At 65.4% G+C, this 24,142-nt stretch carries 20 protein-coding genes and 1 pseudogene; 10 read left to right on the top strand and 11 right to left on the bottom strand.

What is annotated here, in order from left to right:
• Position 1: 1 nt before the first annotated feature.
• Positions 2–592, bottom strand: coding sequence for a hypothetical protein (locus ACM14_RS00860; protein WP_139093284.1), 591 nt, complete (start codon positions 590–592; stop codon positions 2–4).
• Positions 593–826: 234 nt separating this feature from the next.
• Positions 827–1,897 (bottom strand): annotated as a pseudogene (locus ACM14_RS00855) (IS3 family transposase); the annotation flags it as partial.
• 28 nt (positions 1,898–1,925) lie between these two features.
• On the opposite strand from ACM14_RS00855, the gene ACM14_RS32220 reads away from it, so the two are divergent.
• Positions 1,926–2,156: a hypothetical protein gene (locus tag ACM14_RS32220; RefSeq protein WP_065344987.1), complete on the top strand. Its 231-nt coding sequence runs from the start codon at positions 1,926–1,928 to the stop codon at positions 2,154–2,156.
• Positions 2,157–2,777: 621 nt separating this feature from the next.
• On the opposite strand, the gene ACM14_RS00840 is transcribed toward ACM14_RS32220, so the two are convergent.
• Complete coding sequence (locus ACM14_RS00840) at positions 2,778–3,707, bottom strand: LysR family transcriptional regulator (protein WP_012201944.1); 930 nt, start codon at positions 3,705–3,707, stop codon at positions 2,778–2,780.
• A 240-nt stretch (positions 3,708–3,947) separates the two neighbouring features.
• Between ACM14_RS00840 and ACM14_RS00835 the strand changes: the two genes are divergently transcribed.
• From ACM14_RS00835 to ACM14_RS00815, 5 genes are read left to right on the top strand one after another with little or no spacing between them, the layout of a single operon-like run.
• On the top strand, positions 3,948–4,736 hold the full coding sequence (locus ACM14_RS00835; RefSeq protein WP_065344986.1) for a 5-oxoprolinase subunit PxpA: 789 nt from the start codon (positions 3,948–3,950) through the stop codon (positions 4,734–4,736).
• Between the two features lie 53 nt (positions 4,737–4,789).
• A complete protein-coding gene (locus ACM14_RS00830; protein ID WP_065344985.1) occupies positions 4,790–5,038 on the top strand; it encodes an acetyl-CoA carboxylase in 249 nt (82 codons plus the stop codon).
• A gap of 11 nt (positions 5,039–5,049) precedes the next feature.
• The gene (locus tag ACM14_RS00825; protein ID WP_065344984.1) at positions 5,050–6,447 is read left to right on the top strand and encodes an acetyl-CoA carboxylase biotin carboxylase subunit; all 1,398 of its coding nucleotides are present in this window, start codon (positions 5,050–5,052) and stop codon (positions 6,445–6,447) included.
• A complete protein-coding gene (locus ACM14_RS00820; protein WP_065344983.1) occupies positions 6,444–7,355 on the top strand; it encodes an allophanate hydrolase subunit 1 in 912 nt (303 codons plus the stop codon). The genes ACM14_RS00825 and ACM14_RS00820 overlap by 4 nt, the downstream gene beginning before the upstream one ends.
• Positions 7,345–8,322: a biotin-dependent carboxyltransferase family protein gene (locus tag ACM14_RS00815; RefSeq protein ID WP_065344982.1), complete on the top strand. Its 978-nt coding sequence runs from the start codon at positions 7,345–7,347 to the stop codon at positions 8,320–8,322. Before ACM14_RS00820 ends, ACM14_RS00815 begins: the two co-directional genes overlap by 11 nt.
• A 119-nt stretch (positions 8,323–8,441) precedes the next feature.
• Here ACM14_RS00815 and ACM14_RS00810 read toward each other — a convergent pair whose 3' ends face one another.
• A complete protein-coding gene (locus tag ACM14_RS00810; protein ID WP_065345028.1) occupies positions 8,442–9,566 on the bottom strand; it encodes a CaiB/BaiF CoA-transferase family protein in 1,125 nt (374 codons plus the stop codon).
• 133 nt (positions 9,567–9,699) lie between these two features.
• A complete protein-coding gene (locus ACM14_RS00805) occupies positions 9,700–10,620 on the bottom strand; it encodes a LysR family transcriptional regulator (RefSeq protein WP_065345027.1) in 921 nt (306 codons plus the stop codon).
• Between the two features lie 126 nt (positions 10,621–10,746).
• Between ACM14_RS00805 and ACM14_RS00800 the strand changes: the two genes are divergently transcribed.
• The 3 genes from ACM14_RS00800 (at position 10,747) to ACM14_RS00790 (ending at position 12,722) form a co-directional block, all read left to right on the top strand.
• Positions 10,747–11,718, top strand: a complete 972-nt coding sequence (locus ACM14_RS00800) for a tripartite tricarboxylate transporter substrate binding protein (protein ID WP_012201952.1) — start codon at positions 10,747–10,749, stop codon at positions 11,716–11,718.
• 11 nt (positions 11,719–11,729) lie between these two features.
• The gene (locus ACM14_RS00795; RefSeq protein ID WP_012201953.1) at positions 11,730–12,194 is read left to right on the top strand and encodes a MaoC family dehydratase; all 465 of its coding nucleotides are present in this window, start codon (positions 11,730–11,732) and stop codon (positions 12,192–12,194) included.
• Positions 12,195–12,323: 129 nt separating this feature from the next.
• Entirely contained in the window at positions 12,324–12,722 is a 399-nt protein-coding gene (locus tag ACM14_RS00790; RefSeq protein ID WP_013799932.1) for a YkgJ family cysteine cluster protein, read from the top strand.
• A gap of 7 nt (positions 12,723–12,729) precedes the next feature.
• Here ACM14_RS00790 and ACM14_RS00785 read toward each other — a convergent pair whose 3' ends face one another.
• From ACM14_RS00785 to ACM14_RS31055, 6 genes are all read right to left on the bottom strand, one after another.
• Positions 12,730–14,130, bottom strand: a complete 1,401-nt coding sequence (locus tag ACM14_RS00785; RefSeq protein WP_065344981.1) for a HAMP domain-containing sensor histidine kinase — start codon at positions 14,128–14,130, stop codon at positions 12,730–12,732.
• 4 nt (positions 14,131–14,134) lie between these two features.
• Positions 14,135–14,839 carry a response regulator transcription factor gene (locus ACM14_RS00780; protein WP_017407046.1) on the bottom strand — a complete coding sequence of 235 codons (705 nt, stop codon included), beginning with the start codon at positions 14,837–14,839 and terminating at the stop codon, positions 14,135–14,137.
• 231 nt (positions 14,840–15,070) lie between these two features.
• Entirely contained in the window at positions 15,071–16,207 is a 1,137-nt protein-coding gene (locus ACM14_RS00775; RefSeq protein WP_231890602.1) for a TolC family protein, read from the bottom strand.
• 298 nt (positions 16,208–16,505) lie between these two features.
• On the bottom strand, positions 16,506–19,619 hold the full coding sequence (locus tag ACM14_RS00770) for an efflux RND transporter permease subunit (RefSeq protein WP_065344979.1): 3,114 nt from the start codon (positions 19,617–19,619) through the stop codon (positions 16,506–16,508).
• Positions 19,620–19,640: 21 nt separating this feature from the next.
• Complete coding sequence (locus tag ACM14_RS00765) at positions 19,641–20,789, bottom strand: efflux RND transporter periplasmic adaptor subunit (RefSeq protein WP_013799937.1); 1,149 nt, start codon at positions 20,787–20,789, stop codon at positions 19,641–19,643.
• A 406-nt stretch (positions 20,790–21,195) separates the two neighbouring features.
• A complete protein-coding gene (locus tag ACM14_RS31055; RefSeq protein ID WP_139093283.1) occupies positions 21,196–21,492 on the bottom strand; it encodes a hypothetical protein in 297 nt (98 codons plus the stop codon).
• Positions 21,493–21,582: 90 nt separating this feature from the next.
• Here ACM14_RS31055 and dinG point away from each other — a divergent pair, with 90 nt between their 5' ends.
• Positions 21,583–23,757, top strand: a complete 2,175-nt coding sequence (gene dinG / locus ACM14_RS00760) for an ATP-dependent DNA helicase DinG (RefSeq protein WP_084027225.1) — start codon at positions 21,583–21,585, stop codon at positions 23,755–23,757.
• The last annotated feature ends 385 nt before the right edge of the window (positions 23,758–24,142 follow it).

Genomic DNA, 24,142 nt, shown 5'->3' with positions numbered 1-24,142 from the left:
CTTAACGCTCCGACGCAGGGAACGGTCGCAGAAAAATCGACTTCAACTCGACTCCACTCAGCCGTGCTCGTACATCACTCTCTAGCTTACCGTTCAAATGACCGAGGATACCCAGGACCGCAGCAGTGAGTTGGATAACAAGCCCTTCCATCGTCGCACGAGGATCACCTCGTTCCATATGATCTGCGGACTCAATAGCTTTTGCCATCTGTCCACCAAGAACCACGAGTGTTCGCACAGCCTCAGCAGATAGATCTGTGCTTTGGATCTTCTTTCCCAGCTCGTAGGCCAACGAGTCAAGATCATTCGCCTCAGCCACTTCGGTGATCGACTCGCCGAGCGAAAGGTTCATGGCATTCGCTGAAGCCATGCAAATGATTAATGTATCGATCAGTGTTCGCCGCAATTGCTGCGAGTCACTTGTGCTTCGAGACGTCTCGATTCGACCTGCGTACTTGTAGAAGTGCAGAACCATGTGCTTCAAACGCTTGTAGAGGTCGAAGCTCAAGATGTCCCGGTGGGCCACTTCATCATGTGCCTGCTGCAGCTTCTGCAACGGCAGCAAGATATTCTCTGCTGAACTATGCTTCATAGCAGTCCTCGGAGTCCCTATGTCAGTCAGAACAAAAACGTCCCAAATCCTTTAGCGTAACCTGAGATTTTACTATTTTAAGCAGCTTTGGCCCCCGACGCCCTTGCGAGCTCGGGTGGCAATGCCAAGCAGGCCGCCGCGATCTCCCGTTGAAGCGAAATCGACGACAGGCGCAAAAGCGAGCTGCCCGTCGAAAGCCCCCTCTGGGCTGCTGCCGGTCTCGTTGACACCAACCTAAGCTTCTTGAGCTTGCTCGAACTGTACGGGACTGAGATATCCGAGCGTCGGATGCCGATGCGTCGGGTTGTAGAAGCACTCGATGTAATCGAACACATCTGAGCGGGCCTGGCCTCGTGTCCTGTACAGCTTACGGGCCGTGCGCTCGGTCTTCAGAGAACTGAAGAAGCTCTCCATGGCCGAGTTGTCCCAGACCTCGTCAGCCCGGCTCATGCTGCAAGTGATGCCCTGTTCGTCCAGCAGCCTCTGGAAGTGTTCGCTTGTGTATTGGCTACCCTGGTCCGATTGGTGCAGCAGTGCCACTGGCCTGCCCAGGCGCCACACAGCCATCATCAGCGCGTCCACCACGAGCTGCGAGGTCATGCTCTCCTGCATCGACCAGCCCACGATTCGACGGGAGTACAGGTCCAGACCGCAGCTACGTAAAGCCAGCCTTCTGCCGTCCAGATGTAGGTGAAGTCGGCCACCCATTTCTGGCTCGGACCATCTGCCTGGAACTGACGGTCCAGCACGTTGTCAGCCACGGCACCACGCGCGCCACGGTCCTTGGGTAGTGTCCACGCCTTCGCGGTCTCGCACGCAGCGCCTGCTCCCGCATGAGCCGCTCAATACGATGCAGCCCACAGGTCTGGCCTTGCTCCAGTACGTCGTGCCACACACGGCGTGCGCCGTAGGTGCGGTCGCTGCGTACAAAGCTCTGATGCACTTGCGCACCGAGCACCTCGTCGCTGAGGCTACGCCGGCTCCTGGGTCGTGTGAGCCAGGCGTAGAAGCCGCCTCGCGAGACACCGAGCGCCTCGCACATCAGATTGACCGGCCAGGCCCCTCGGTGTTTCGCCACGAAGCCGAACTTCACATCGACTCCTTCGCGAAGTAGGCCGCAGCTTTTTTCAATATGTCGCGCTCCATCTTGAGCTTGGCCACTTCCTTGTGCAGCCGTGCTATCTCAGCATCCTGCGCCTTTTGCTTGCCGTTGCCAGGGAACGCCTCCTGAGGCTCCTGCCGCAGCTCACGCACCCACTTGCGCAGCACGTTCTCGTGAACGTCCAAGTCTTTAGCCGCCCAAGCTGGTTTCGCCCCGATACAGCATGAGCAAATGGTGCTGAGTTACGTGCAGCAGCATGGGCAAATCCGCCGAGCAGAGATCATGGGCTTGTGCCACCTGAGTGAAGGGCAGGCCAAGGACTTGCTGAAACGGATGCAGGGATCGGAGTTGCTGCGGCTGGAAGGTGCAGGGCGTGGAGCGTTCTATCGGATGGGAGAGCGCGGGCAAAAACGGATGAAAACGGATGAAGAGCATCCGATTGTGGCGACGCGAGAGCGCTAGTGGCATGTGACCGTTCCTCGCTTGCGCACACACGATGGGTCAAAACGCCCGCAACTCAGGCAGCCATTTACTCTATGGCAATACTGGCGGGCTGCCTGAACAGCAACAACTGATTCACGGGTGACTGCATCAGATCCAACAGCTTGAGCTTGTTTTCCATGAACGCCCTCTCCCTGCTGGAGCCCAAGCGCCAGCAACCACTTCTCGGTGCAGCTGATTCATCAGCGCCCGGTAGCTGCCAAGCACCTGCTCATACTTCGTGGCGCCCGTCTGCAAGATCTGCTGTGCCAGCCGAGGCTTGCCCGCACGTGCGGCCAGCAGATGCCCACCCGGGAATGTGCGCGTTCAAACACCTTGCGCGTCATGAAGCCTGTGCACGGCATGGCGCCAAGAGCAATGGCCAGCCCGGGATCAGCATGCCACTGATACCCGGGCACCAGCGCATCGCCAGATCAAGCGTGCAAAACAACGGCTGAAAGAGAATATCGATCGATCCGAGAATCGCCGGCATTCTTCACCCGGGCCATGGAGTGATGCCTCAATTGATGCATTCGCATGTGCGATAAATTCGTTGGAAGCCGTTTTTCTGAATGCAGAAATGGGCATGTCCAACCAACGACATCAACCGCCGGGCCTTCTTCTGCCTTGATGTACGACCGGCTCGAGAAACAACTGCCGAAAGTAGTCGCGAAACGCCGTCATCGCTGGGGAAAATTCGATGCCTTGCTTCCACCCAAGCCCGATGTTCATCGTTGGCACGGCGTCGCGCAGACTGATGGTTTCAATGCGCTTTCCCTCCAGCGACCAAGGTCGATAAACCATATCCGAGAGAACGGTCACACCTAGGCCATTCGCCACGGTGCTGCGCACTGCTTCTACAGAGCTCGTGCGCAGCCTGATCTGAGGCTGGTACGGCGTCTTGCTCCAATATTTCATTGCAGTGCCCGCAGCCTCGTCCACGGTGAGCAGGATGTAGGGCTCGGCCGCCACATCGGCCAGCGTGACTTCCGCTTTTTCGAGCAGCGCATGCTTGGCCGGCACCCACAGTCGGCGTTGCGAGCCAAAGAATGTCTCGAGCGACAGCTCGCGCAGCACCACATTGGAGGTGAGCAGTACTCCCATGTCGTATTGCTGCGTGATCAGCCCCTCCTCAATGGCTTCACGCACTACCTCGTGCACCTTGACCTTGATCTGCGGATGCAATTGCTCGAAACGCTGAAGGTGGTGGGGCAAGAAGTAGCCGAGCACCGTATAGGTGGCGGCAATGGTCAGCGTCCCCTCGACATTCACTCCCTCATGCGGCATGCGGATCGCCTCGTCGGCAGCAGAGAGCACGGCATAGGCATGGCTCAGAAACCGCCGTCCGGCCCGGGTCAGTTCCACGCCATGAGGCTGTCGCTCAAACAGCTGCTGCCCCAGCATTTCCTCCAGCTCCCGGACTGCCGTGGTCACCGCCGATTGCGAGATGTTGAGTTGCAGTGCCGCATGTGAGATGCGACCCACTTCGGCCACCGCCGTGAAGTATTTGAGCTGGCGAAGGGTCAGAGACATGGTGCGGTCTTCCTGGGGTATTTACTTATCTCTCAAAAATTACATGCCAGCGCGCGCAAATCCGATACCGAGGATTCGCTGATCTGCAGGATAACGTTCATTGCAGGCAGTCGGCGTATCTGTTTTTCAGATATCGCATCGCCTGTAAATAATGCTTTTCAGCCGATTTTCAGCTGACTAATCTTCACCTTGTCCCGCATTGCTGCCATCTGGCCGTGCGCCAACAACACAAGGTGAAACGTGAAGAAGACGCTGATTGATCTGAACTCCGACATGGGCGAAAGCTTCGGTCCATGGGCCATCGGCGATGGTGTGGACCAGGAATTGATGCCGTTGATCAGCTCGGCCAATATCGCCACAGGCTTTCATGCGGGTGATCCGAACATCATGCGCAAGACGGTGTTGTTGGCCCGGGAAAACGGCGTGGGCATCGGCGCGCACCCGGGCTTTCGCGACCTCGTGGGCTTCGGGCGCCGCCATATCAATGCACCGGCCGACGAGCTGGTGAACGACATGGTCTACCAGCTCGGCGCGCTGCGCGAATTCGCGCGGCTGGCCGGCATGACGCTGCAGCACATCAAGCCGCACGGCGCGCTCTACATGCATGCGGCGCGCGACGAGGCGCTGTCGCGCGCACTCGTCACGGCCCTGCAGCAGATCGAACCGACGCTGCGCCTGTTCTGCATGGAATCGTCCGTCACCTTCCAGGTGGCGTGCGAATTGGGCCAGCCCGTGGCGCGCGAGTTCTATGCCGACCGCGACTACGACCTGAGCGGCTCCATCGTCTTCACCCGCCGCGTCGGCGCGCTCGACCCCGAGGCCGTGGCCGCCAAGGTGCTGCGCGCCTGCACCGAAGGCGTGGTGCGCACGGTCGAAGGCCAGGACCTGGCGATCGGCTTCGACTCGGTGTGCATCCACAGCGACACGCCCGGCGCGCTGGCGCTCGTGCAGGCCACGCGCCGCGCACTGGCCGAGCACGGCATCGAAGTTGCAGGTTTTGCCGGTGCGGCTGCGCCGGCGCAGCCTTGAGTTTTCCGTTCTTCCCGCTTTCGTTCCTGTTCCCGCTTTCCAGGAGTGCATCGATGCCCGCTACCCATGAAGTCCTGAGCCCGCTGCCGGGCACCTTCTACCGCCGTTCGGCGCCTGACGCGCCGCCATTCAAGGCCGAAGGCGACACCGTGGCCGTGGGCGATGTGATCGGCCTGGTCGAGGTGATGAAGCAGTTCAGCGAAGTCACGGCCGACGTGGCCGGACGGCTGCGGGGCTTTGCCGTGGAGAACGGCGAACCCGTCGATCCTGGCCAAGCGCTGGCCGTCATCGAAGCGGCGTGAGGCCCCGTACCATGACCGCCGCATTCGACAAACTGCTCATCGCCAACCGTGGCGAGATCGCGGTGCGCATCATCCGCGCCGCGAAGGAACTGGGCCTCAAGACCGTCGCCGTCTACAGCGACGCTGACGCGCAAAGCCTCGCGGTGCGCATGGCCGACGAAGCCGTGCGCATTGGCCCGGCGCATGCCACCAAGAGCTATCTGAGCGTAGACGCCATTCTTGAAGCGGCAGCCGACAGCGGCGCCGGCGCCGTGCATCCGGGCTACGGTTTCCTGTCGGAGAACGCCGCGTTCGCCGAGCGCATCGAGGCCGCGGGCCTGGTGTTCGTCGGCCCGACGCCGCACGCGATCCGCACCATGGGCGACAAGGCCGCCGCGCGCGCCGCGGCCATGAAGGCCGGCGTGCCCACCGTGCCCGGCAGCGCGGGCGTGGTGACAGACGCCGACACCGCCGTCGCGCTGGCAAAGGGCATCGGCTACCCCATCATGATCAAGGCCTCGGCCGGCGGGGGCGGGCGCGGCATTCGCGTGGCGCACGACGAAGCCGAGCTGCGCCAGCAGTTCGCCACCGCCACGGCGGAGGCGCAGGCCGCTTTCGGCAACGGCGAGGTGTACCTCGAACGCTTCATCCGCCAGGCGCGCCACATCGAGGTGCAGATCCTGGGCGACGGCCAGCGCGTGGTTCACTGCTTCGAGCGCGAATGCTCGCTGCAGCGACGCCGCCAGAAAGTGTGGGAAGAAGCACCCTCGGCCGCCATCAGCGAGGCCACGCGCGCGGCGCTGTGCGAATCGGCGCTGCGGCTGGCCCATGCCGTGGCCTACCGCGGCGCGGGCACGCTCGAATACCTGTACGACGACGACACGCGCGAGTTCTTCTTCATCGAGATGAACACGCGCATCCAGGTCGAGCACCCCGTCACCGAGATGATCACCGGCATCGACCTCGTGAAGGAGATGCTGCGCATCGCGCTGGGCCAGCCGCTGCGCCTGCAGCAGGAAGACATCCGGCTGACCGGCGCGGCCATCGAGGTGCGCATCAACGCCGAGAACGCCGCGAAGAACTTCATGCCAAGCCCGGGCCTTGTGTCGCAGCTCGTGGTGCCGGGCGGCCCCGGCGTGCGCTTCGACACCATGCTGTTCCCCGGCTGCACCGTGCCGGCGTACTACGACTCGCTGCTGGGCAAGCTGATCGTGCACGACACCGATCGCGCCGGCGCGCTGGCCCGCATGCGGCGCGCGCTCGACGAGCTGCAGGTCGAAGGCATCCACACCACGATCCCGCTGCACCGCGCACTGTGCGAGGACACGGGCGTGGCGCAGGCCGCATTCCACACGGGCTTTCTCGAAACCTGGCTGGCGGTGAATCCGCTGGCCGACGCACCCGCCCCACTTGCGGAGGTGACCGCATGACCGCTGCCAGCACCCTCCCCACCCAGGCCCGCTACAGCTTCGGCGGCGACGAGCACCTGTTCGTCGAGATCAGCGAAGAGATGTCGCTGCCCGCCTTCTTCAAGGGCATGGCCATCTGCAATGAGCTGCGCCGCCGCGCACAGGCGGGCGAGATCACGGGCGTGACCGAGATCTGTCCCGCCAACGCCGCCTACCTCGTGCGCTTCGATCCCGATGCGATCGCGCCCGACGCACTGCTCGCCACGCTCAAAGACATCGAAGCGGGCCTGGGCGATGCCGACCTGCAGATGCAGACGCGCATCGTCGAGATTCCCGTGCTCTACAACGACCCGTGGACGCACGAGACGCTGATGCGCTTTCGCAAGCGGCACCAGGACCCGTCGGGCACCGACATCGAGTACGCGGCGCGCATCAACGGCCACGCCTCGGTCGAGGCCTTCATCGAGGCGCACTCGTCGGCGCCCTGGTTCGTGTCGATGGTCGGCTTCGTGGCCGGCCTGCCCTTTCTGTTCCAGATGGTCGAGCGCCAGCGCCAGATCCAGGTGCCCAAGTACCTGAGCCCGCGCACCGACACGCCCAGGCTCACGCTGGGCCACGGCGGTTGCTTCAGCTGCATCTACTCGGTGCGTGGTGCGGGCGGCTACCAGATGTTCGGTGTCACGCCCGCGCCCATCTTCGACCCGGCGCAACGGCTGTCCTACCTGAAGGAGCTGATGGTGTTCTTCCAGCCCGGCGACATCGTCAAGTACAAGCCCATTGACCGCGCCGAGTACGACCGCCAGATCGCGCGGGTCGAGGCCGGCACCTACGCGCTGCGCATCGCGCCAGTGTCGTTCTCGCTCAACGATTTCCTGGCCGACCCGGGCGGCTACAACCAACAGCTCCTGAAAGTGCTCCATGGCGATTGAAGTGCTCAAGCCCGGCCTCGCGACCAGCGTGCAGGACGCCGGCCGCCCCGGCTACTACCACCTGGGCATTCCGCTGTCGGGTGCGCTCGACCAGCAAAGCCTGGTGCTCGCAAACCTGCTGGTCGGCAACGACGAAGGTGCGGCCGTCATCGAAAGCACGCTGCTCGGGCCCGAGCTGCAGTTCGACGCGCCCGCGCTGGTGGCCGTGACCGGCGCCGACGCGAAGATCAAGCTCAACGGCAATGAGGTGCCACGCAATACCGCATTCGCGGTGCAGGCCGGCGACAGGCTCGGCTTCGACTTCATGAAGCTCGGCGCGCGCATGTGCATCGCCGTGGCCGGCGGCATCGACGTGCCGGTGGTGCTGGGCAGCCGCTCGACCTATGGCCTGGGCGCATTCGGCGGCTTCAACGGACGCAAGCTGCTGGCCGGCGACAGACTGCCCGTGGGAGTACCGTCCGCCACCGCCCGCGCGGGTCGCACGGTGGAGGCCGCATTGCTGCCGGTGCTTGACAAGGAAGTGGTCCTGCGTGTGCTGCCGGGCATCTACTTTCACCGACTGCAGGAGGTGTCGGTGCAAAGCTTCTTCGCCGACACCTGGACCGTCGGTTCCGAGGCCGACCGCATCGGCTACCGCTACAAGAACGGCACGCCGCTGAAGTTCCACGAGCGCACGCCGCCATTCGGCGCGGGCGACGACCCGTCGAACATCGTCGATGCGGGCTACCCATACGGTTCCATCCAGGTGCCGGGCGGACGCGAACCGATCATCCTGCACCGCGATGCGGTCTCGGGCGGCGGCTACGCGATGGTCGGCACCGTCATCAGCGCCGACATGGATCTCATCGCCCAGATGCAGCCAAACCACAAGGCACGCTTTGTCGAAGTCGATATGGCGCAGGCGCTCGAAGCACGCGCCGAGCGGCGGCGAAGCATCGAGCGCTTGCGCGCAGCGCTCTCGGCCTGAGCGCGACCCTCTTCGTCCCTCTCAAGAGAGCCGATGACAACCAAGAAAGCGGTCGAGTTCGCCACGCTCGAATGGGTTGCGTCGTTCAACCACCATCGCCCGCCTGGACCCATCGGGCATCACTCTTGCCGGCCTCGAGCCTGCCCGCCAAACTCCTCCCACAGCGCCTGCGTATGCTCGCCCAGCGCGGGCACGGCGCCCATGGCGGCTTCGGCATCCGACAGCGTGGCCGGGGGCAGCAGGGCCTGGATGCTGCCGGCGGGCGTGGCCACCTCGCGCCAGCGTTCGCGCGCCTGCAATTGCGGATGGTTCCAGACCGCGTGCATGTCGTTGAGCGGCGCGTTGGCGATGCCGCCTGCATCCAGGCGCTGCATGGCCTGTTCGCGGCTCAGGTGGGCCAGCACGGATGCGATCACCGTATCGAGTTCCGCACGGTGCGCCACGCGCTGCAGGTTGGTGGCAAAGCGCGCGTCCTGCGCCAGCGCGGGCTGCTGCAGCACATGGGTGCAGAAGCTGTGCCATTCGCGGTCGTTCTGCAGGCCGAAGATCAGGCTCTGGCCGTCACCGGCCGTGTACTGGCCATAGGGCGCGATGGAAGGATGGGTCAGCCCGCTGCGCGCAGGCGCCGTGCCGCCGTAATGGGCGAAGTTCAGCGGGTAGGACATCCACTCGGCCAGCGCCTCCAGCATGGACACCTCCACGCGCAGGCCCCGGCCGGTGCGGGCGCGCTGCAGCAGCGCAGACAGGATGCCCGAGTAGGCATACATGCCGGCCGCGATGTCGGCGATGGAAATGCCCACGCGTGCGGGCTGATCAGGCGTGCCCGTGACCGAGATCAGGCCGGCTGCCGCCTGGATCAGCAGGTCGTAGGCCTTCCTGTCGCTGAGCGGGCCGCCCTCGCCATAGCCCGATATATCGCAGACGATGAGACGCGGATATTTCTCATGCAGGCTGTCGAAATCCATGCCCATTCTCTGCATGGCACCCGGGGCCAGGTTCTGGATCAGGATATCGGCGTTTTTCAGTATTTTCCCGACGATATGCTGCCCTTCGGCGGTCTTGATATCTGCGGCCAGGCTTTGCTTTCCCCGATTGGCCCATACAAAAAAGGATGATTCACCATGGACCTTGTCGTCATAGCCCCGTGCAAAATCCCCATCGGGCAATCGCTCCAGCTTGATGACCCTGGCACCCAGGTCCGCCAGCTGCCGGCTGGCAAAAGGCCCTGCCACGGCGTGTTCCATGGCCAATACCGTCAAACCATCCAATGGGCGTGTCTGCATTTTCTTGAACGAGGCGAATATTCGATTCGCCGCATTCTAGAAGTGCGACCATCACCCAGCCAGTCGGCATTTTCTAAGCGGAATTTCAAATCTTCTAAGGCAGGGTTTCCTGCACGGCGCCTTCCTCGGGCAAAAGCTGGGCCGCCACATAGGCCACGAAATCGCGGGCATAGGCGGGCAGGGTTTCGGGTTCGCGCGTGACCACCTTCTGCTCGCGCTGCGCCCAGGCCTCGTCCAGGCCCACGGCGGCCAGCCTGCGCGCCTGCAGCGCCGGCCGGGCAATGGAGCGTGGCACCAGCGCAATGCCCACGCCTTCCTGCACGCACTGCAGCACGGCCTCGAATGTTGGTGCGTGCACACGTACCCTGGGATTCATTCCCAGCCTGGAAGCCATGCCTTGGAGGTAGAGGAAGTTGCTGGTCTTGCGGCCGATCGAGACCAGGTCGTAGGTCAGCGCGGTTTCCAGCGGCACCCTGCTGCTGGCGGCCAAGGGGTGGCCAGCGGGCACCACAAACACCAGTTCATCATGGCCATAGGTGATGGCATGCAGGCCATGCAGATCGATCTGGCCGGCCACCAGGCCCACATCGGCACTGCCGTCGAGCACGGCGCGCACCGTGTCTTCGCTCAGGCGCTCCTCCAGGTCCACATTGACGTTCGGATAATGGGCCAGATAGCGGCTGAGCACAGGCGCGATTCCCGTCAGCGTGCTGCTGTTGGCAAAGACGCGGATATGTCCCGATATTCCGTTGATGTGTCTTTGCATTTCTCCGTGCAAGCGGTCCACGCTGCCGAAAATGGAATCGGCGTATTTCTTGACCGTCATTCCCGCCGGGGTCAGCACCATGCCTTTGGACGTTCTTTCAAACAGCGATGCACCCATGGCCTGCTCCAGATTCTTGAGCCGGTAGCTGGCCGATGGCGCCGTCAAATGCATTTCAGCCGCGCCTGCGCTGAGGCTTTTGGCCTGGGCAATGGCAAGGAAAACCCTGAGATCCGTCAATTCATATCGCATCCGCTGCATGCCCGCCGGGAGCATTTCCTTGGTGTTAGACGGTTTCTAACCGCCCTATCAATGATTCGACTGGCTGCATTGGCCGCGCATTTCTATAGTCGGCGCCAGGAGACAACGGAGAAAATTATGGACTTCAAGACGGCAAGACGCCAAACCCTTCTCACCGCCCTGCTTCTGGCCGCCGGCGCGGCCGCATCGCAGGACTATCCTGCGCGCCCCATCAAGCTGGTGATTCCCTACGCGGCAGGCGGCCCCACCGACACCTTCGGCCGCGCCATGGCCGATGTCTGGAGCCAGAAGCTGGGCACGCCCGTGGTGATCGAGAACCGCACGGGTGCCGGCACCCTGGTGGGCACGGAGGCGGTTGCCAAGGCAGCCCCTGACGGCTACACCCTGCTGCTGACCACGGTGGCGCATGCCGTCAATCCCTACATCCACGACAAGCTGGGCTACCGCACGGAGGAAGACTTCGCGCCCGTGGGATTGCTCGCCAGGGCGCCGCTGGTGCTGGTGGTGGACAAGCGGCTGCCCGTGCAGAGCCTGCCGGATTTCCTGGCCTATCTGCGGGCGCGGCCCGGCCAGGTCAGCTATGCATCGGCGGGCGTGGGCAGCGCTCCGCATCTGGGTGCGGAGCTGCTGAACCTGATGGCGGGAACCCGGGCCCAGCATGTGCCCTACCGGGGCAGTGCGCCGGCCATACAGGACCTCATCGGCGGGCACCTGGCCTTCATGCTGGACAGCGCTCCCACGGGCCTGGCCCAGGTCAAGGCGGGCACGGTGCGCCTGCTGGCCACTACCATGGCCCAGCGCCTGCCGCAGACACCCGACACGCCTGCCATTGCCGAGCAGGTGCCCGGCTACGAGGCCTATACCTGGAACGCCGTGTTCGCCCCCGCAGGCACGCCGCCAGCGCTGATTGCCCGCCTGCAGTCCAGCCTGCAGGCCACGGTGGACGATGCCGGGCTGCAGAAAAAGGCCTACGACATGGGCCTGGTGCTGGAAAAGCAGCCGCGCCCCCAGGCGCTGGCCGCCTTCCTCAAGCAGGAGCTGGACAAATGGGGCAAGGTCGCCCGCGCCGCCCACATGAGCGCGAACTGAGGAGAGTCGCCATGCCACGCCACCCATCCCTGTGCGCCCAGCGCTACTTTGAAGACTTCGCGCTGGGCGAGGTCTTCGCCCTGCCCTCGCGCACCATGACCGATGCCCTGTTCGCCGCCTTCCAGCTGGCCAGCGGCGACAACCATCCCGTGCACTACGACGTGGAGTACTGCCGTGCGCGCGGCATGCCCCACATGCTGGCCCACGGCTACCAGGTGGCCATACAGACGGCGGCGGGCGCCGGCCTGTTCCCGCACATGGTCGAGGAATCGCTCAAGGGCTTCCTGGAGCAGGGCAGCCGCTTCCTGGCCCCTGTCTATGTGGGCGACACGCTGTACTGCACGCTGACGGTGTCCGAGCTCAAGCCCGGCAATACCACGGGCGTGCTGACCCTGGCCACCGAGGTGCTGAACCAGCGCGACGAGCGGGTGTCCGACGGGTTTCAGAAATACCTGTTGAGGAAGCGGCCGGCCTGAAGGCCAGGGGATGGATGCAGGGGCAGCGTCCCCCAAAGACCCGCCCCCTCGCTTGGCTACGCCGGCGCGGCAACCGCCGCCGGGCTTTCTGGCGAAAAATAGCGGCCCTGCACACGCCCATCCCCCACCATGAGATCCCCCATCAGCATCGTCGACGTCGACCGCCTCGACTCCTGGAGCAAATACAAGCCCGGCATGTGCGACAGCTGTGCGGCCAACTGCTGCACCATGCCGCTGGAGGTGCAGCTGCCCGATCTGGTGCGGCTGGAACTGGTGGATCCGTTCGAGGTGGACAACGTGGAGCCCAAGCTCATCGCCAAGCGGCTGATGAAGATGCGGCTGATCGACCACTACAACCCCAAGCACAACATCTTCACCATGGCGCGGCGCGCCAGCGGGGACTGCAATTTCCTGGATGCCAAGTCGCGGCGCTGCACGGTCTACGACAAGCGACCCGAAACCTGTCGCTTGCACCCCAAGAAGGGCCCCAAGCCCGGCTTTTGCGCCTACGGTCACAAGGACCGCTGAAACGGCTTCAGGCCGTGGGCAACCCGGGCAGCCAGATCCTTGCCTGCAGCCCCGGATGCATGTTCTCGAAGCCCAGCTTGCCGCCATGCAGCTGCACGATGGCCAGCACGCTGGCCAGGCCCAGGCCATAGCCTTCGCGGTCCGATTCGGCGCGGTAAAAGCGGGTGCTCATCTTCTCGCGCGTCTGCGCGTCCACGCCCGGCCCCCGATCCTGGACGATGATTTCCACGCCCCAGGCGCCGCCGTCCATGCCGTGCTCGTGGGCCACGCCCGCGCGCAGCAGCATGTCGGCGCCGTGGTCGCTGTCGGGCAGTGATCCGTACTTGATGGCGTTGTCCACGAGGTTGGCCACGGCGCTGGCCAGCAGGTCGCCGTCGCCCAGCGCCATGGGCGTGCCCTCGACCTCCAGGCGCAGCACGCCGCCTGCGTCCTCGACCAGCGGTTCGTAGAACTCCACCACGTCGACCAGCAGGGCACGCAGGTCAACGGGCGCGAAGTTCTTGCGGCTGGCGCCGCTTTCCACTTCGGCGATCTGCAGCAGCTTGTCGAAGACCACGCCCAGCTCGGCCACTTCCTGGGCCACCAGCGCCAGCGTCTCGTTATTTTCCTCGGGCGTGGCCTGCTGGGCATTGCGCAGGCGCAGCAGGATGCGCGTCAGCGGCGTGCGCAGGTTGTGGGCGATGGTGTTGGAGACATGGCGTATGCCGTCCATCAGCAGTTCCAGCCGGTCCAGCATGGTGTTGATGTCGCGGTTGAGCAGCGTGAACTCATCGTCGCGGCGCGTGACCGGGATGCGCTGGCGCAGGTCGCCCGTGGCCACGCGCGCCATGGTGCTGCGGATGTCGGCGGCACGCTCTTCCACCACGCGCCGGAAGGCCCCGGCGCCCAGCACGGCCATGCCCAGGGCCACCAGGCCGGCCAGCAGGCTGGCGCGGCCGAACAGCTCCTCCACATCGCTTTGCACCTGCATGTCGCTGCCGACGGCCAGCAGCTTGCCGTCGGACAACTGGGCCACGGCCACGCGGCCCGCGATGATGCGGCCGTTGCGCCGCACCTTGAGATCGCGCACGCCCATCTCCGTCAGGCGGCGTGCGGGCACCACGTCGGCGTTGCCGATGATGGGATTGCCGTCGCCATCCATGAGGATGAGGATTTCGGTATCGGTGTTGACGCCGTCCAGCAGGGTCTGCTGGATCTCGGCCTCCAGCGCGGGCTCGCCGTACTTGTCGCGGTGCTCGACCAGGCGGCGCATGTGGTTCTCGGCCTGCCGGTCCATGCGCATGCGCAGCACGCCCACGGTCTGCACGTAGAACACCGACAGCACGATGGACATGGTCAGCACCAGCAGCACGCCGTAGGTCAGCGCCAGCCGGAAGGCCGTGGAGCTCCAGGGCTTGGCCAGCGACATGGGATCAGGCCACCTGCGGCAGGTCCTGAGGCCGGTCCGACAGGCTGTAGCCCACGCCGCGCACGGTGTGGATCAGCGCAGGCTCGAAGCCCTTGTCCACCTTGCCGCGCAGGCGGCTGATGTGCACGTCGATGACATTGGTCTGCGGGTCGAACCGGTAGTCCCACACCGACTCCAGCAGCATGGTGCGCGTGACGATCTGGTGCGCGTGCTGCATCAGAAAGGCCAGCAGGCGGAACTCGCGCGGCTGCAGGGCCAGCGGCTGGCCTGCGCGCTCGGCGCTGCGCGTGAGCAGGTTCAGCCGCAGGTCGGCCAGGCGCATCTCGCGCGCCGGGGCCGGGATCTGGGCGCGGCGCACCAGGGCCTCCAGGCGCGCCGAGAGTTCGGAGAAGGCAAAGGGCTTGGTCAGGTAGTCGTCGCAGCCGGCCTTGAGGCCGCGCACGCGCTCGTCCGTGGCCGACAGGGCGCTGAGCACCAGCACCGGCGTCTGCTTGCCCATGGAGCGCAACGTCTGCAGGATCTGCAGGCCGTCGAAGCCGTTGGGCAGCATGCGGTCGAGGATGATCACATCCCAGCTCTCGCCCACGGCCATGGCGATGCCCTGCACACCATCGCTGCACACCGCCACCTGCGCGCCCTGCTGGCGCAGGCCTTCGGCGATGTAGCGCGCGTTCAGCGCGTCGTCTTCGATGATGAGATAGCGGTACATGCGGGCGGCAGGGCCTGACTCGAAACTGAGGCAGACACTATACGGCGCGCCAGACTCCGCCGAGATCGGTGGGGGTGCCGGCATGTTTACCACCTCTTTTCAGCCTTGGGCTGCGCTGCGCGGCATCGCACCGCATGAAACTGGCGTGATCCGGACCAGGCACACCGCGGGGTGCCACCCAGGGTCCGACCGCCCCTCCCGCACAGCAGGAGGGGAAGGGCGTCAAGCGCCTCAGGGCGCTGCCCACATCGGCAGATCGCCGCTGGCCACGCGCACCTGCCACTCGGCCAGCATCATTTCCTTGACCAGGTCCAGGTGCTCCAGGCGGTGCTCGTTGATCGATCCCAGCGAATCGATCAGCTCCAGGATGGAGCCCTGACCCAGCTTGTAGGCGTCCTGGGCCATCTGGTTGAGCGGCGCGATCTGCGCCAGGCCCTGCTTTTCATAGGCGCGCACGGCATCGCGGCGCAGCTTCAGCTGCTTGATGGCGCGCTGCAGCTCGGTACGCGCCTCGATCAGCGCGGCGTCGTAGCGCAGCTGGGCCTGTTCGGCCTCGACCTGGGCACGCGCGATAGGGCCTTCGCGGCGATCGAACAGCGGCAGCTCCACCGACACGCCGATCTGGTTGTAGTTGCCGTCAAGGCGGTTGCGCACGCGCGCCACGCTCACGCTGGGCGTGGGCAGGGCTTCGCGGCGTTCCAGCTCGACCTTGTGGCGCAACTGGTCCAGCTCGGCCTGGGCGGCCACCAGGGCCGGCAGGCGCTGGCGCGCGGCCTCCCAAAGCTCCTGCTCGTGCAGCAGCTGGCCCACGGGCACGGCCTGCAGGCTGCCCGTGGCGCGCGGCGCCCATTGGGGCAGGGCGGCCAGGGCGGCGGCGTGCGAGGCGGCGTCCTGCCAGTCCGACTGGGCCTGGCTGACCTGCATGGCCATCTGGGCCTGCTGCAGGCTCAGGCGCGCGCCGTCATAGCGGCTGCGCGCGCCGGCCTCGATCTGGCCGCGCACGATATTGCCTGCGCCATTCAGCGACTCCTGCGCCTCTTCCCAGACCTTCAGGCGCTGCTGCGTCATCAGCAGGTCGATGAAGGCCGTGGCTGCATCGTTGAGCGTGGTGGCCACGGCCACCTCGACATTGGCACGCGCCGCCGTCTCGCCCTTGCGCGCGTTCTCCATGCGCAAACGCCGCTGGCCGAAGATGGGCAACGGCTGCTCTATGCCCCACTGCTTCTCGCCCGGCTTGCTGCTGTACGACGCCGTGGGATTGGGAAACGCCGCCGCCGTGCGGCTGTCCGCCTGCGCAATCCCGATCTGCAGCCGCTGCGCCGCCAGCTGGGGCTGGTTGCGCACCACCATCTGCAGATACTCCTGCATCCCCACCGGCTGCTGCGGCGCAGCCGCCGGAGCCACCTCGGAGGCAGGCGCCGCAGTGATGGCCGGCACAGCCGCCCCGCCCGGTACAGCGGGCACAGCGGGCACAGCCTGCTGCGCAAGCGCAGAACCCGCCCCCCAGCACAGCGCCACAGCCACAAACAGGGCCCGATAACGGGCGCTGCCTGCAAAACCGGCGCGACCAAAAGCCAGGGACGCCGAGCAAGAGCCGCCTCGCGGCGAGGGCGTCGTCCCCCCCGCGAAGCGAGAGGGGGAAGCGGCGAAGCCGCTCAGGGGGCTATCACTCTTTTTCATCGAGTTCTTCCTGCGTCAACATGTTCTTGGGGCCCAGCAGCGCATAGAGCACGGGCAGCAGCACCAGGGCCACCAGGGGCAGCACCACCATGCCGCCCACGATCACGGAGGCGAAGGGCTTTTGCGTCTCGCTGCCCACGCCCGTGGACAGCGCCATGGGCAGCAGGCCCAGCAGCGCCAGCAGCGCCACGAGCACGATGGAGCGCATGCGTTCGGCAGCGCCCTCGACCAGGGCCTGCATCATGGGCATGCCCTGCCGTCGCAATTCCTCCACGGCCGAGATCACCAGCAGGCCGGCCAGCGCCACCTGTCCCAGCAGCGCGATGAAGCCGATGGCCGCGCTGATGGACAGCTCGATGCCCGCAAAGTGCAGGGCCGCGATGCCGCCCACCATGGTGAAGGGCGCGCACAGCAAGATGATGCCGGCGCTGCGCGCCTGGCCCAGCGCGCCGAACAGCAGGGCGTAGACGATGATCAGCGACAGCGGCACCACGATCTTCAGGCGTGCGGCCGCGCGTTGCTGGTTCTCCCACTCGCCGCCCCAGACGGCCTGGTAGCCCTCGGGGATCTTCACGTTCTTCTTGAACGTGGCCAGCGTGTCCTTGACCACGGAGCCGATGTCGCGGCCTTCCACGTTGAACTTGAGCGCCATGTAGCGCGCATTGCCTTCGCGGAAGATGGAGGAGTTGCCGATCTTGATGGCGACCTGGCCCACCGAATGCAGCGGCACCGAGCCGCCCGCAGCGCCATTGGGCAGGGGGATGGCGATGTTGCGGATGCGCTCCTCATCCATGCGGTCCACATAGGGCAGGCGCACGCGCACGGGCACGGGGTACTCGCCCTCCCACAGCGTGGTGGAGATGTTGCCGGCCAGCGCCGCCTCCAGCGTCTTTTGCGCGGTCTCCATGGCAATGCCCTGGCGCGCCAGCGACTGGCGGTCGAACTCCACGTGGACCTGGGGTGCAGGCGCATCGCGGTACAGGCCCAGATCGACCACGCCGTCGATGTCCTTCACCAGGTCCACGGTCTGCTGCAGGATGGCGCGCAGCTGCGGAATGTCGGGACCGAAGACCTTGAGCACCACCTGGCCGCGCGCGCCGGACGTCGATTCCTCCACGCTGTCGCGGATGGGCTGGGCGAAGTTGAACGACACGCCCGGAATCTCGCTCAGCGTGGCGCGCATCTGCTCGATGAGCTGGGGCTTGGTCAGGCCCTTGCGCCATTCGCCGTGGCCCTTCAGGCGCACCAGCACCTTGGCCAGGTTAAGCGTCTCGTTGTCGGTGCCGGACTCGGGCCGGCCCTGCTCGGTGGTGACGGTGATCACCTCGGGGAAGGTCTTCAGGCGCAGGCGCACGTCGCGCAGCACTTCCTGGCCCTTTTCCAGCGAGATCGATGCGGGCATCTGCACCAGCACATAGGCATCGCCTTCATCGAGCTCGGGCAGGAATTCCGTGCCCAGCCAGGCCGCCGACAGGCCGGCCGCCACCAGGATGGCGAGCGAGCCGACGATGACGATGACGCGGCGGCGCCCGGCACCCAGCAGGGTGCCGATCCAGTGCTGGTAGCCGTGGTGCGCGCGATCGAAGATCTTGGGCTCTTCCACCATCACGTGCTGGGGCTTGAGGAACAGCGCGCACAGCGCCGGCACCAGGCCCATGGCGAAGACCAGGGCGCCCAGCAGCGCGAAGCTGTAGGTCATGGCCAGCGGACGGAAGATGCGGCCCTCGATGCTTTCCAGCGAGAACACGGGGATCAGCGCCGCGATCACGATGGCCATGGCGAACAGCGTGGGCTTGGCCACGGCCACGGCCGAGTCGATGATGATGTGGCGCATGTCCGCCTGCGTCTGCGGCTTGCGCAGGCGGGCGTTGCGGATGATGTTTTCGGCCAGCACCACGGCGCCGTCCACCATGATGCCGAAGTCGATGGCGCCCATGGAGATCAGGTTGGCCGGCATGCCCAGCAGGTGCAGGCCGATGAAGGCCACCAGCAGCGACAGCGGAATCACCGTGGCCACGATCAGCGAGCCGCGCAGGCTGCGCAGGAACAGCCACAGCACGCCCACGATCAGCGTGGCGCCGAACAGCAGGTTGTGCTGCACCGTGCCCAGCGTGTGGCCGACCAGGTCGGAGCGGTCGTAGTTGGTCTCCATGTGCATGCCCTCGGGCAGGCCGCCGTCATTGAGCGCGGCCACCTTGGCATGGATCTGGTCCAGCACCACAGAGGGGTTCTCGCCGCGCTTGAGCAGCACGATGCCCTGGACCACGTCGTCGGCATCGTCCATGCCCACCGAGCCCTGGCGCGGCGTGTGCGACTGCACCACGCGCGCCACGTCGCCAATGGTCACGGGCGCGCTGCCGCGCATGGCCACGACCACGCCCTGGATCTCCTGCGGCGTGCGCAGCAGGCCGATGCCGCGGATGATCAGCGACTGCTCGCCCCGGCGCATCAAGCCGCCGCCCACGTTGCGGTTGGACTTGGACAGGGCATCGCTCACGTCTTCCAGCGACAGGCCCAGCGCATACAGCTTCTCGGGATCCACCTCGACGTGGTACTCCTTGACGAAGCCGCCGATGCTGACCACGTCGGCCACGCCCTGCACCTGCTTGAGGGTGCGCACCACGCGCCATTCCTGCTCGGTGCGCAGCTGTGCCAGCGTGTGGCGGTCGCTCTTCAGGCGATAGTAGAAGATCTTGCCCAGCGGCGTGTAGTCGGGCGCCATCTCGGGCGTGACGCCGTCGGGCAGATTGGCCTGGGGCAGGCGCTGCGACACCTCGGCGCGCGCATGGAAGCTGTCGGCATCGTCATTGAAGACGAGGTTGATCATGGCCAGGCCGAAGTAGCTCTCCGAGCGCAGCGACACCAGGCCCGGCGTGCCGTTGAGCTCGCGCTCCAGCGGCTGGGTGATCTGGCGCTCCACCTCCTCGGGGGCCAGGCCCGGCGCCTGGGCAATCACGCCGACCTGCACATTGGTCACATCGGGATAGGCCTCGATGGCCGTGTGCAGGTATGAGTACACGCCATAGATGGCGATGATCAGGGTGGCACACAGGGCGACGAGCCGCCGGTGCACCACAAACGCTATCAGGGAACGCAGCATTGATGAGTCTCCTGGCCGCGATCAGAGCAGCTGGCTGGCTGCGCCGTCGAGCAGCAGGCCACCGCGCACGACGATCTTTTCACCCGACTTCAGGCCCGACACCACGGGCACCATGCCGCGCGAGGGCCGACCCAGCACCACGGTGCGGGCCTCGAACTGCTGCTCGCCGGTCTGCACGAAGACGATGCTGCGGCTTTCATCCTTGATGAGCACGGCCGTCACGGGGATCAGCATCTCGTGCTCGTTGGAGACCTGCAGGCCCACGCGCGCCTGCATGCCGGAACGCAGCACGGGGTTCTGCGCATCGAGCTGCACGATGACGGAGGCACGGCGCGACTCCTTGTCCAGCGTGGCGCCCAGGTGGCGCACCGTGCCGGTCAGGGGCTTGGGCAACTGCGGCACATCGACCTGCACGGCACTGCCCAGGCGGATGCCGGGCAGATCGCTTTCAAAGACATCGGCCACCACGTTCATGGCGGCGGGATCGCCGATCAGGAACAGCTCGCCGCTGGGCTCGACCGAGGCGCCGACCACGGCCTTGCGCTCGGCCACCACGCCGGCGCGCGGCGCACGCAGCACCAGCCGGTCGCCACCGCCTTGCCCCAGCAGCGCCGACGTGCCCTGGGCACGTGCCAGCTCCTGGGCCGACTCGCGCAGCTTGGCCTGGGCCGCACGCAGATCCACTTCCACGCCCACGCCCTTGTCCACCATGGTCTGCTGGCGCCGCACTTCCACGGTTGCCACGTCATGCGCGCTGCGGGCAGCTTCCACCTCGTAGCGCACGCGCAGTGCCTCGGGGCTGACCAGGGTGGCCAGCTCGTCGCCGGCCTTGACGATGTCACCCACGTGGGCACGAACCGACACCACGCGCGCGGCCAGCGGCACCGAGACAGTGGCCACGCGGTCCTCGGCAAAGGCCACACGCGCGGGCGCCCAGGCCATTTGCGTGCCCTGCGGATCGGCCACCACGGCGATGTCCAGCATCTTCAGCGACTCGGGCTTGACCCGCACCACGCCGGCCGGCGCGGGCGCCTGCACGGCAGGTTCGTTCTGTGCCGATGCCTTGGATGCATCGCAGCCCGCCACAAGGCAGGCCACGGCGATGACAGCGCATGCCGATGCCGCCGGAAACCGGGCTGCCTTGGGCAGGCCCGCAAATGTCTTGATCATTCTTGCCCCTTCAATCCATGCCTGGAGCGCAGGGACTGCAGCGAGCCGACCCTTGTCTCCTGAGATGAAACAGATGCTAGAAAACGCATCTTCCTGCGTGCGTGAAGCCTTCATTACCGTTTGGTAAGACATTCGCGTACCTGGGCCGGCGCCCGGGGCTGCTCCCCGGCAGGGATCGCCTGGGCTTTTTCGAGAACCAGCGCGATCCGCTGCGCCGCCGCGGACCTGCCGCCTGCGGTGCACCAGGGCCCCAGCCGCAGCGGCCGCAGACCTGTGGATATCCCGGGGAAAAACGTGCTATGCAAAGCCAAAGATCTGCACAGGCCCTGTTTTCCACAGTGGTGACAACTTCCACCGTCTTCTGGAAATCGCGGGGAACCTGAACCCATGAAAAATCCGTTGCAAATCAATGGTGAATGGTGACAATCACCCAATCAATCCACAAGCATGCCAACAACATGTACACAGGATTGATCACAGGCCGAACGCCCTGGCCGCTGTGGGCAAGACTGTGGATGCAGCCACGCGCATGGTCATCAACGGCCATGGGAACAATCCAGGAACAGCCGGTGGACAGATGTCCATCCCGGTGACCGATACCCACCTGTGCACACATGCGATTGGCGGGTTCAGTGATCCATATGACGGGCAGCTTGTAGGCTGTACGGCATACGAAAAACGCGCTTTGTGCGCTGTATTTCATAAGATTTCGCATCTTATTTAATACATATCACTGTACGAATCTTTATAAACAGATGGACCAAGATGATCCATTTGGTCAAAACACGCCGAAATGCATGAAAAAAAATGGGCTGATCAGGCCCTGAAATCCTTTGATGACGTGGTCGGGGCCATCCCAGGGTTCCGAAATCGTGAGGGGCAGCGAAAAATGGCGGCCCAGATCGCGCAGACCTTCAGCCAGGCCCAGCTGGGAAAAATCGATGAGGGCGCACCGGAGCCCACCCGGTCCATTGCCGTGGTGCAGGCCGGAACGGGGGTGGGCAAATCGCTGGCGTACAGCATTCCCGCCATTTCGATGGCGCTGGCGCGCGGCACCCGGGTGCTGATTTCCACGGCCACCGTCGCCCTGCAGGAACAGCTGGTGAACAAGGACCTGCCCGCGCTGGCCCAGCAGCTGGAGCAGCCCTTCAAATTCGCGCTGGCCAAGGGGCGGGGCCGCTTTGTCTGCAAGCTCAAGCTGGAGCGGCTGGCCAGCACCGGCGAGGCCCAGGACGAGGATCTGGACGATCTGTTCGCCGAAGAAAAGGCGCAGGCCCAAAGCCGCGTGGCACGCCCGGCCCAGGAGCTGGAGGCGCGCATGCAGTTCTACAAAAGCATGGCCAACGCGCTGGCGTCCCAGGCCTGGGACGGCGACCGCGACTCTCTGGAAACCCCGCCCGAGGCCGAGGCCTGGAGCCCCGTGGCGGCCGAATCCTCGTCCTGCACCGGCAAGCACTGCCCGGCCTTCAGCAACTGCGTCTACTACGAGCGCCGCAAGGACCTGGTGGCCGCCCAGGTCATCGTGGCCAACCACGATCTGCTGCTGTCCTCCCTGGGTGCGCGGCTGCTGCCCGAACTGGACAACTGCCTGCTGGTGCTGGACGAAGCCCACCATCTGCCCGCCACGGCGCTGGGCCAATTCGCCGGCGAGATGGACCTGAGCCGCCTGGGCTGGATAGACAAGCTGACCAGCCGCGCCCTGCGCGTGAACACTATGGTCGAGGTCGAAGAACTGGCAGACCTTCCAGCCCATGCCAGCCAGCTGCGCCAGCAGCTGCAGGAACTGGCGCGCCTGGTGATGGAGCTGTACGGCGATACGCTCAAGTCACAAAAGGACAGCTGGGGGCCGGCGCGGGTGCGCGCACCGCGCGGCATGCTGCCCGAGCCCCTGCTGGAGCCTCTGGGCAAGGCCGCCCACCATGCCAACAGCTTTCTGGATGCGCTGCGCGCCATCTCCAAGGCACTGCGCGCCGCCATCAAGGACAATCCAGAGGAAGCACGCAGGCTGTCTACAGCTTATGCACAGGTTGGCGCACTGGCTCCCCGCCTGGAATCCGTCTATGACACGGCCCAGCTGCTGATGCAACAGCCAGCGCAGGATGACGACAGTAGCCGCGTTCCCAATGCCAAATGGTTCACGTTGGAGACAGATGGCGAGTACATCGTGGTCAAGGCCCATGCCAGCCCCATCCTGCCCGGTGCCACGCTGCGCCACCATCTGTGGTCCCAGGTGCGCGGTGCCGTGCTCACATCGGCCACCCTGACCAGCTGTGGACAATTCGACTTCTTTTTGCGCGAGGCAGGCCTGCACGACGATGCGGCCGTGACCACGCTGGAAGTGCCCAGCCCCTTCGACTACGCGCGCCAGGGCACCCTGGTGGCGCGCGAAACCGTGGCCGACCCCAAGGAGGCCGCCCGCTTCACCCAGCAGATGGTGGACGCGCTGCTGGGCGACCTGTCCCACGTGCAGGCCGGCGCCCTGGTGCTGTTCACCTCGCGCGAGCAGATGCGCCTGGCGGTGGATGCGCTGTCCACGGCCATGCGCTCGCAGGTGCTGGTGCAGACGGCCATGCCCCGCGCCCTGCTGCTGGCCCGCCACCGCGATGCCGTGGAGATGGGCGAGCCGTCCATCATCTTCGGCATGCAGTCCTTCGGCGAGGGCCTGGACCTGCCCGGCGCGCTGTGCGAGTCCCTGTTCATCACCAAGCTGCCCTTTGCCCCGCCCGATGACCCCGTGGGCGAGGCCCGGGCCGAATGGCTGCGCAGCAGCGGCCGCAACCCCTTCAATGAGCTGGTGGTGCCGGCCACGGCGATCCGCCTGGCCCAGTGGGTGGGCCGCGCCATACGCACCGAGGAAGACCAGGCCCATGTGTATTGCTATGACCGGCGACTGGTGAACACCAGCTATGGCCAGCAGCTGCTCAAGGGCCTGCCGCCCTTTGCCCTGCAGCGCCGCCCGGCACGCTGAGCCGGACCCTGTGGAAAGCATGCGAAAAACAGGCCGCGCCCTGTCGCCACTGCATTCCCTTGCATATGCAAGTCATTGATCACGGCTGATTTTTTCAATCAGCGAGCTTGCCGATTGCCCACAGGCCACTTGCACACAGCCTGTGGGCAACCGTATTTCCCGGCTCCCGCATCTCCCTACATGCCCTCTGCAGCACGGTCCCGGATCCCGCTGGATACCGCTGGATCTCGCAGACCGTGCCTGCTCCCCGGCCCCGCCATACCCGCCAACAGATCCCTCCAACAGGCCTGTGGAACGCCCAGGACGCGCTTGCGCGGGCAACCCAGGGCCTGACAGCTGCCAAGCCTCCACGGTCCTCTGCAGGCCGCTGAAGCGCTCGGGCTGA

Origin of the sequence: Delftia sp. JD2 (genome assembly GCF_001682645.1) — a bacterium.
In the GTDB taxonomy this organism is placed as follows: Bacteria; Pseudomonadota; Gammaproteobacteria; order Burkholderiales; family Burkholderiaceae_C; genus Comamonas; species Comamonas acidovorans.
The sequence above is the reverse complement of the archived record's forward strand: the minus strand, read 5'-3'. Positions and strand labels throughout refer to the sequence as shown.

What these genes read in the sequence shown, in the direction of transcription:
- ACM14_RS00820 (WP_065344983.1), top strand. Translation starts at nt 6,444, where the DNA reads ATGACCGCTGCCAGCACCCTCCCCACCCAGGCCCGCTACAGCTTCGGC.
- ACM14_RS00765 (WP_013799937.1), bottom strand. Translation starts at nt 20,789, where the DNA reads ATGATCAAGACATTTGCGGGCCTGCCCAAGGCAGCCCGGTTTCCGGCG.
- ACM14_RS00790 (WP_013799932.1), top strand. Translation starts at nt 12,324, where the DNA reads ATGAGATCCCCCATCAGCATCGTCGACGTCGACCGCCTCGACTCCTGG.
- ACM14_RS00805 (WP_065345027.1), bottom strand. Translation starts at nt 10,620, where the DNA reads ATGCGATATGAATTGACGGATCTCAGGGTTTTCCTTGCCATTGCCCAG.
- ACM14_RS00860 (WP_139093284.1), bottom strand. Translation starts at nt 592, where the DNA reads ATGAAGCATAGTTCAGCAGAGAATATCTTGCTGCCGTTGCAGAAGCTG.
- ACM14_RS00825 (WP_065344984.1), top strand. Translation starts at nt 5,050, where the DNA reads ATGACCGCCGCATTCGACAAACTGCTCATCGCCAACCGTGGCGAGATC.
- dinG (WP_084027225.1), top strand. Translation starts at nt 21,583, where the DNA reads ATGCATGAAAAAAAATGGGCTGATCAGGCCCTGAAATCCTTTGATGAC.
- ACM14_RS00770 (WP_065344979.1), bottom strand. Translation starts at nt 19,619, where the DNA reads ATGCTGCGTTCCCTGATAGCGTTTGTGGTGCACCGGCGGCTCGTCGCC.
- ACM14_RS00785 (WP_065344981.1), bottom strand. Translation starts at nt 14,130, where the DNA reads ATGTCGCTGGCCAAGCCCTGGAGCTCCACGGCCTTCCGGCTGGCGCTG.
- ACM14_RS00810 (WP_065345028.1), bottom strand. Translation starts at nt 9,566, where the DNA reads ATGGAACACGCCGTGGCAGGGCCTTTTGCCAGCCGGCAGCTGGCGGAC.
- ACM14_RS00815 (WP_065344982.1), top strand. Translation starts at nt 7,345, where the DNA reads ATGGCGATTGAAGTGCTCAAGCCCGGCCTCGCGACCAGCGTGCAGGAC.
- ACM14_RS00795 (WP_012201953.1), top strand. Translation starts at nt 11,730, where the DNA reads ATGCCACGCCACCCATCCCTGTGCGCCCAGCGCTACTTTGAAGACTTC.
- ACM14_RS00800 (WP_012201952.1), top strand. Translation starts at nt 10,747, where the DNA reads ATGGACTTCAAGACGGCAAGACGCCAAACCCTTCTCACCGCCCTGCTT.
- ACM14_RS00830 (WP_065344985.1), top strand. Translation starts at nt 4,790, where the DNA reads ATGCCCGCTACCCATGAAGTCCTGAGCCCGCTGCCGGGCACCTTCTAC.
- ACM14_RS00775 (WP_231890602.1), bottom strand. Translation starts at nt 16,207, where the DNA reads ATGCAGGAGTATCTGCAGATGGTGGTGCGCAACCAGCCCCAGCTGGCG.
- ACM14_RS00780 (WP_017407046.1), bottom strand. Translation starts at nt 14,839, where the DNA reads ATGTACCGCTATCTCATCATCGAAGACGACGCGCTGAACGCGCGCTAC.
- ACM14_RS00840 (WP_012201944.1), bottom strand. Translation starts at nt 3,707, where the DNA reads ATGTCTCTGACCCTTCGCCAGCTCAAATACTTCACGGCGGTGGCCGAA.
- ACM14_RS31055 (WP_139093283.1), bottom strand. Translation starts at nt 21,492, where the DNA reads ATGAAATACAGCGCACAAAGCGCGTTTTTCGTATGCCGTACAGCCTAC.
- ACM14_RS32220 (WP_065344987.1), top strand. Translation starts at nt 1,926, where the DNA reads ATGGTGCTGAGTTACGTGCAGCAGCATGGGCAAATCCGCCGAGCAGAG.